Below are 7,803 nucleotides of genomic sequence, written 5' to 3'. Positions count from 1 at the left end.
CAGAAAAGAATTGTATTGTAGAATTAGTAAATCGATTTACCGTACTGAAAATCCGGAGTTTTTCATGATAGCAGCCAAAAAACTGGAATACACCCGGGACCTCCCGGTTCGAAAGAGTGTGGATGTGTTCGTCGCCGGCGGCGGTCCGGCGGGAGTGGCGGCCGCAGTCACCGCCGCCCGGGCCGGAGCGAGCGTTTTCCTCGCCGAATCGCTCGGCGCATTCGGCGGCATGGGCACTTCGGCCGGCATCCCCTTCATCTGCCGGCCGACTGACGGAATCCATTTCCTCTGCGGCGGAATCGGCCGCGAAATCTACGACCGGCTCTTCCGCGACGGCGGCGCCGGGCCGGAGATGAAATATGACCAATTCCCACCCGAAATCGGCGGATTCATCTACAATCCCGAAGCGATGAAGCGGGTCTACGACGCAATCGTGAGCGACTCCGGCGTGGACTTCACCTTCCACACTTCGCTGATCGACCTCCGCAAAGAGGGGGACCGGGTCACTCACGCCGTCTGCGCCGCCAAGAGCGGTCTCTTCGCCGTCGAAGCCGCCATCTTCATCGACGCCACCGGCGACGGCGACCTCGCCGCGATGGCGGGCGCGCCGTTCGAATTCGGCGACGAGGAGAATCTCGCACAGGCGGCGACCCTCTGCTCGCTCTGGTCCGGCATCGACTGGAACCGCAAGGAGATCTGGAAGGACGGAGCGGCGCTGGACCAGGCGTTCCGCGACGGCGTCTTCTCCGTGCCCGACCCCGGTCTGCCCGGAATCCTCCACACCGTGGCCGACTCCGGCTGGGGCAACGTCGGCCACGTCTACGGCATCGACGCGGGCGACGAACGGACCGTCACCCGCGGCATGATCCAGGGGCGCAAACTCGCACTCGAATATGAACGCTACTACCGGAACTATGTCCCCGGATGCGAAAACGCCCACATGCTCTGGACTGCGCAGACCCTCGGAATCCGGGAGTCCCGGCGCATTCTCGGGGAGTATCTGCTCCACGTGGAGGACTTCGTCCGGCAGGCGGTGTTCGACGACGAAATCGGCCGGTACGGTTATCCGATCGACCTGCATGGCACCCGTCCGCCGGCGGACGGTAAGACCGACTCCGGCACCCGGCTCTTCGACCGCTACCAGTACCGGAATCCGGGGGAGAGCTACGGCATCCCCTACCGGGTTCTGCTGCCGAAACATCTGGAAAATGTCCTCACCGCCGGGCGCTGTGTCAGCACCGACCGCTACATGCACGGTTCGCTCCGGGTACAGGCGGGCTGTTTCATCACCGGGCAGGCGGCCGGGATGGCCGCGGCGCTCTCCGCCGCACGGCAGGTCACGCCACGGCAGCTGCCGGTCGGGGATCTGCAGGACGCTCTGCTCGGCATCGGCGCCTATCTGCCGAACCGCCGGAAACAGAAGGAGACGCTCCCATGCGCGTAACGCTGGCGGACATTGCGAAGATGGCGGGCGTGAGCACCGCGGCGGTTTCGCAGGTGCTGAACCGCCACCCCCACGCCCGCACGCTCCGCCCGGAGACGCGCGAAAAGATTCTGCGGGCGGTCCGGGAGTCCGGCTACTGCCGGAACGAGGCCGCCGCCGAAATCCGCACCGGAGCGCCCAAAACCATCGCGCTCCTGCTGGAATTCAGCCACAGTGCGGTCCGCGGCGTCGCGGCGAACGAAATTCTGCTGGGGCTTCTGAATGCGGCGGCGCAGCGCGGCTGCAACGTCCGAGTCTGCAATCTCTCCGAACCGGAGCTGGTGCAGCAGGAGCTGGCGAAATACGACATCCGTTACGCGGTCTGTTTCGCCTTTTCGCCGCAACTGCAGCAGGAGATCGGCGAATTCTGCCGCGCCCGGCAGATCCGTCTCTGCTACATCGAGGAGAGCTGCCGTGACGATTTCCCCGTGGTCTATTCCGACGACCGTACAGCGATGCGTCAGATTGTCCATCTGCTGGTGAAGGAGGGGCACCGCCGGATTGCCGTGATCAAGCCGGGCGACGACATCCGTTACAGCGTCGAACGTCTGGAGGGGGTGAAGGAGGGGATGCGCGACTGCGGGCTGGAACTCGATCCGCAACTGGTCTCCCCGCACCACGACCCGCGGGAACACTTCGCGGACCTCGAACGGTGGTTCGGCCTGCCGGAGGAGGAACGGCCGACCGCGTTCATCTGTTTCGACGACAACCGGGCGGCGCAGGTGCTGATTACGGCGCAGCATCTGGGAATCCGGGTGCCGGAGAAGTGCCGGGTCTTCGGCTTCGGCGACACGCTTGCCCGGCAGCTCTACTACCCGGTCGGGAGTGTCGTTCAGCCGTTTGAAACGATGGGGGAGGCGGCGGTTGAGATCGTCACCGGCGGAAACGGTTCCGACGGGCTCCGTCACCTGTTCCCCACCGAAATCAGAGCAAGATAGATTCCCCGGAAAGCGACAGAAAAACGTTTCATATCCCCAAACCAGTTTCAGAACAATCCATTTCAACAGGAGGCAAACCATGCAGATCCCCCCGGAGAGCAGTTCCGTCACATCGCACACGGCATCTGGTAAATATTTTACCTTGATTGAACTTCTCATTGTAATTGCGATCATTGCCATCCTGGCATCGATGCTGCTTCCGGCATTGAACAAGGCGCGGCAGCGGGGAATGGCCACACAGTGCACCTCCCGGCTGAAACAGACCATGCAGGGGTGTCTGCTTTACGACGGGGACTACAACGGTCAGATCATGCTTTATGAAAAAGTGAATAATCGTTCATGGCTCCAAATTATGCAGGACAGATATCTGAACAGAATGGTTGCGATCTGCCCGAATACGAAACCCTATTCCGGAGACGACATCAAATTGGAAACCTATCGCTATTGTTACGGTATGGGCAACTACCGATACGCAGCCGGCAGAGAACCGTATTTCGGGAGTTCCTTCTACTTCAACGTCGCTGACAAAGGATGGGGATTCAATACGAAACAGACCCGTCAGCCCAGCAAGCTGGCGGTGCTTGCGGATACGGTTTTTTCCAATGCAAGCCCGGAATACAGCGGCATCGGCTGCTACCAGTTTGAGTTTGCCGGATTTACCGAAAGCAGCTCTGCCGGTGTTTTTCTCGCCCATCAGAACAACGCCAATATCGCGTTTCTGGATGGACATGTCAGCGCCCTGAACCGCGACCGGCTCTATCCGTGGCCGACCCGCATTCTCTTTGTTGTCTCCGGGAATCTGGAAAAAATCAATCCCACATTTTAAAGAAAGGAGAGGGTTTCTTATGTTTCGCCATGTTCTGCTGTTTCTGCTTTCGACAATACCGTTGCTCTGTCCGGCAAAGTCGATGGTCGACTTTTCTGACCCGCTGGAAGCGATTTCTCAGGTCCACGATGGAAAATTTCAGCTGGACTCCAAGGGAAAGGGGTCCATCCTTTTCCCATTGTATGGAATCTTTCTACCTCCGTTCCGCAATGGAGAAATTGTGTTAAACAGCACGATGCCGGAAAATCCGGTCAGCGTTTGTGTTATCGCCTATGACCGGCAGGGACGCACCTTCCGATTTCCCCTGAAACAGACCGATCGGAGGTATTCCACCATCATCGACTCCGCCGCAACCTACCCGGGTGTAAAAAAACAGAAGCGGGAAACCTGTGTGCCGGAACAGCCGCTCCGAATCCGGGGGCTTGAATTCAACGGACAAACGCAAACTATCTCTCTCGACACCCTCAACTTCTTCGAACGGGGTGTGATGGCACAGCTGAAAACCGGCAGCGACCTCTCCGTGCTCGATCTGAGCGGAGAAACCATTCCGGAACTCGAAGCGTTCAATCCTACGTCTGCTCCGGCGCAAATCACCCTCTCCTTCTCGGTGCGGAACAGCGCGAACAAAGAGGTCGATTCCGGCAGTGCGCGCCTGTCGCTGGCCCCCGGAGAAAAGAGATCCCTGCCGTTGAAACGGCCGACGCTTCAGGATGTCTACACGGTTCATTACACGATTGCGACGCCGACGGGTTCGTTCCCTTTCCGGAAACGGTTCGCCGCGCTGAAGCCGAAGGAATGGGAAGGCACCTCCCGGTTCCCGCTCGGCATCTGTACCCACTTTCCGCGTTACGGCAAGGAAGATGTCGAAAAAATGATCGAACTGCTCTCGCTCTGCGGCGCGGATGAGGTCCGCCTGAGCTGGCTCTGGCCGCAGATCAATCCGGCTCCCGGACAATGGAATTTTCAACGGATCGACTGGCTGGTCAAGCAATTTGAAAAGAAAAACATCGCCATGCTGGCCATGATGGGTGCTGCGCCGAAACACGCGGAAACCACCGATTACCATCGTACCAACACAAAAGCGGCGCTTCATCTTCCGCAGGCGGAACGGTTCGAAGAGTGGCTCCGTCGCTTCGCCACCCGGTACGACGGGAAAATCAACCGATTCTGCGTCTGGAACGAGCCGGATGTTACCCACTTTGCTGACTTTGCCCCGGTGGAATATGTGAAACTTCAAGAGATTGCACACCGCACTTTGAAAGCGGTGAATTCAAACAATATCGTGATCGCCGGCGGCTTCTCTCATATGCTCACAGCCTATGGCAGAGAATCGCTTGAGCTGACAGCGAAGCTGGCGCCGGATTCCATCGATATGGTCTCCACCCACTTTTACATGCCGCTCTCCCGATTCGACGAAACCCTTGCCAACTGTCACCGTTTTCTGCAGCTGCAGAAACTTGCCCAGCCGCTGTGCACGGATGAAACCGGTGAAGGGACGATCGATGACCGACAGCAACTGGTCACGCTTTTCCAGAAGGTGATCCGCAGCCGGGTGGCAGGAGTGAAGTTCTTTCACTGGTACAACCTTCGCAACTGCGGCTTCGACTCCGGAGACCGCGAACACAATTTCGGCCTGGTGGAGCACGATTTGAATCCGCGGCCGAGCTTCGTAACCTTCCACATGCTGACCAGCCTGTACGGCAACGCCGAATTGATTCGGAAAGAGCCGTGGAAGAATCTGTATGCGGTCCGCTTCGAATCCCCCGACGCCGCCCTCTATGCGCTCTGGCTCGCAAAACCGCCGCAGGAACAGACGCTGCTGCTCTTTGAAACCGATGCCGAAACCGTAGAGCTGGTCGACCTTTTCGGAAACGCCCGACGTCTCCGTCCGGACGACGGACGCTACGCCGTTCCGGTCGATTCGGAAGGGCAGACGCTCCGCCTCACTCCGGCGAATGCGTCGCTGAAGGTTCCGCAGGAAGTGCTGACGCTCCAGGAACCGTTGCGGATCATCCCCGGAGAAACGAAGGAGTTCCGTTTTCTCTGCCATCTGCCCGGCGATGTGATGTTGAAGGCGCTGCCCTGCGATCAACTCACCATTTCGCCCACGATCCGGGGGGGGAAGGGGGAATTCCGGATTCCGGTCCGGGCGGCGCAGGAGTTCCGGCCGGAAGAGGCCCGGGTATTCCGGGTGCAGATCTTCCGTGACGGCAAAGCCTTCGGGGAACCCATTGAATTCCCCATCAGCAAAATTCACTATATTTCCATGGGGAAAATGACCAAAATCGGCAGCATCACCCGGCAGAATCAGGTGAGGCGCATGCTTCCGGATACCCCCGAGTACGGAAAGCTCTTCTGGACCGGAACCCGTGACTGCGCGGTCTTCTTCGGCGCAACGGCAGGGAAAACCGATCTGCATTTCCAGATCGGCATGAACGACGATGTACATGTCCAGCACTTCCCGGCAGAGGAGATGTGGAAAGGTGATTCCATTCAGCTGGTGCTGCAGTTCCCCGGACAGAGCGACTACTGGGAGCTGGGCATCGCCATGACCGAAGACGGGAAGATGCTCAAACACATCTGGCATGCGCCGAAAGGGATGGATCTCAAGAAGGCACTCGAGGGCTTCCGGACACACGGAAAGAAACTGACTAAATCGCACAACTTCCACCTTATTCTTACGCTGTCTGCATTCGGGACCAGCCCGGAAGCGCTGCGAAAGACGGGCGCTTACTTCAATCTTCTGGCCAACGACAACGACGGGGAACTCCGGGAATCCCAACTCTCCTTCATGGGGAGCGATGGCACCAATCCGACGGAGCGGCTCACCCGGGGATCCCCGCTGCTGGTAGTAAAATAGAATCTGTTCAGCCGGTATCGTGGCGGAGAGAAAATCTCCGCCTTTTTTTATTTCTTCCTCGAAGTTTATCTCTCAACATTCTCCTTGATTTCAGGGGAAATAACGGTTTTTTCCGTTTTTTCCGGCAAAATGACGGAAAAATGACGGCTTATCTTCCGTCGGAAAAATACCGTTTTTTTTCTCTCCACTCTTGACTTTTTCCATGAAATATGGTATACTTTTACAAGTTGGCCGATGGTTGGCGAAAATAAAATGCCGAACCGTTGGAAAAATGGGCAGGAAGGATGCAATGAGAACGCAGTCACAGCAGACCATCTCGGAAGTGCAGAAGATCTGGTACCGGGTCATGTCGATCCTCTACCGCTCCGGCGGCCAGTCGGTGCGGATTCCCTCCTCCAACGAACTGGCGCAGGAGTTCGGCATCGCGCGCTCCACCGTGCGGATCGCACTGGAGAAACTGACCGCCGAAGGGTTTCTGATCCCCCGGCGCGGCAGCGGCACCTTCACCAATCCCAAATGCCGTCTGAATGCCAACTGGGAGGGGCCGCTGGTCGGGCTGCTGATGCACAACGGCAACCTCTTCTTCTACTCGCAGGAGCTGCAGAACGAGCTGGAGTGCTTCTTCGGAGAGTTCCGGAAGACCGGCTGGAACATCCGGCTCGTCACCGGGCAGATGGACACCCCCGAGGCGGTGCAGGAAATCCTCTCCCACAACTATCTGGACGGGCTCATCACCTTCGGCTCCTCCGAATTCATCCCACCGGTTGCCGACGCGCTGCTTCCCACCGTCAATATGGGGTTCTTCACCGAGCATGTCACCAACGTCACCCCTGCCTGCAACCGGGTTCTGAAAAAACTCTTCGAACTGACCGGGCGTGACCGGGGAATCCGCGTCTGGACCGCGACGCCGCGAAATGGACGAAGTGATTTTCTCCGCACCTACCATGAACACCCCGGACTGACGATCATCCACGGTTCCGAAGAGTATGTACCACTGGACGGACAATATGAAGCTGCAATTCGCAAGGAGTTCACCCGCCACCGGCCGGACTGGATCCTGCTCCATCCCCGGGAGCTGTCGATGTTGCAGAGAATTACGGTCGACCTCTATGGAGAAGCCGCCGCGCGGAACATTCTCTGGATTTTCCATACGCTGCCCGGTACCGATCCCGACTGGCCGGGCTATTTCGTCCAGGCGGACCGCCGCACCGAAATCCGGACCGCCATCGATCTGCTCCAGAGGAAATTGAATCACGAAAGCGGTCCCCTCCCCAGTGTCACCGTGGAGGCCCGGCTGATCCGGGTGCCCGATCAATGTGTTATCGCATAAAAAAGGAGTTCCACCATGCAGAGACACAGCAAGAAATTTACGTTGATTGAACTGCTTATCGTAATAGCAATCATTGCAATTCTGGCGGCAATGCTGCTGCCCGCATTGAACAAGGCGCGGGAGAGAGCCCGCTCGATCCAATGCATCAACAACCAGAAGCAGATCGGAATGGCGCTCAGCTTTTACCAGAATGAGTTCAACGGCTATGTCCTGCCGGCCAAATTTGACGAAAGCGCCACCTACGCCTACAACGGGCAGCTTTTCTGGCTCTGGAACAGCTTCCTCGTCCACTCCGGCCCGATTACCATGAATCTGCTCATCTGCCCCACCTCAGAAAAATTTGAAACCAACTGGTCATCTCTTTAT

6 protein-coding genes are annotated in these 7,803 nt (G+C 58.1%); all 6 read left to right on the top strand.

Features of this window, described 5'->3' with window-relative positions:
- The first annotated feature begins 64 nt into the window (after nucleotides 1-64).
- On the top strand, nucleotides 65-1,444 hold the full coding sequence (locus ACMLHG_RS11410; RefSeq protein WP_417170576.1) for an FAD-dependent oxidoreductase: 1,380 nt from the start codon (nucleotides 65-67) through the stop codon (nucleotides 1,442-1,444).
- On the top strand, nucleotides 1,435-2,421 hold the full coding sequence (locus ACMLHG_RS11405; RefSeq protein WP_294434640.1) for a LacI family DNA-binding transcriptional regulator: 987 nt from the start codon (nucleotides 1,435-1,437) through the stop codon (nucleotides 2,419-2,421). The genes ACMLHG_RS11410 and ACMLHG_RS11405 overlap by 10 nt, the downstream gene beginning before the upstream one ends.
- Before the next feature lie 79 nt (nucleotides 2,422-2,500).
- Complete coding sequence (locus ACMLHG_RS11400) at nucleotides 2,501-3,247, top strand: prepilin-type N-terminal cleavage/methylation domain-containing protein (protein ID WP_417170575.1); 747 nt, start codon at nucleotides 2,501-2,503, stop codon at nucleotides 3,245-3,247.
- A gap of 19 nt (nucleotides 3,248-3,266) precedes the next feature.
- Nucleotides 3,267-6,107 carry a hypothetical protein gene (locus tag ACMLHG_RS11395; RefSeq protein ID WP_417170574.1) on the top strand — a complete coding sequence of 947 codons (2,841 nt, stop codon included), beginning with the start codon at nucleotides 3,267-3,269 and terminating at the stop codon, nucleotides 6,105-6,107.
- A gap of 289 nt (nucleotides 6,108-6,396) precedes the next feature.
- A complete protein-coding gene (locus tag ACMLHG_RS11390; protein ID WP_417170573.1) occupies nucleotides 6,397-7,437 on the top strand; it encodes a winged helix-turn-helix domain-containing protein in 1,041 nt (346 codons plus the stop codon).
- 15 nt (nucleotides 7,438-7,452) lie between these two features.
- Nucleotides 7,453-7,803, top strand: a 351-nt coding sequence (locus ACMLHG_RS11385; RefSeq protein ID WP_417170572.1) for a DUF1559 domain-containing protein, incomplete at its 3' end; no start/stop codon positions are given.

The organism is Victivallis sp. (assembly GCF_048170485.1).
GTDB lineage: Bacteria > Verrucomicrobiota > Lentisphaeria > Victivallales > Victivallaceae > Victivallis.
The sequence above is the reverse complement of the archived record's forward strand: the minus strand, read 5'-3'. Positions and strand labels throughout refer to the sequence as shown.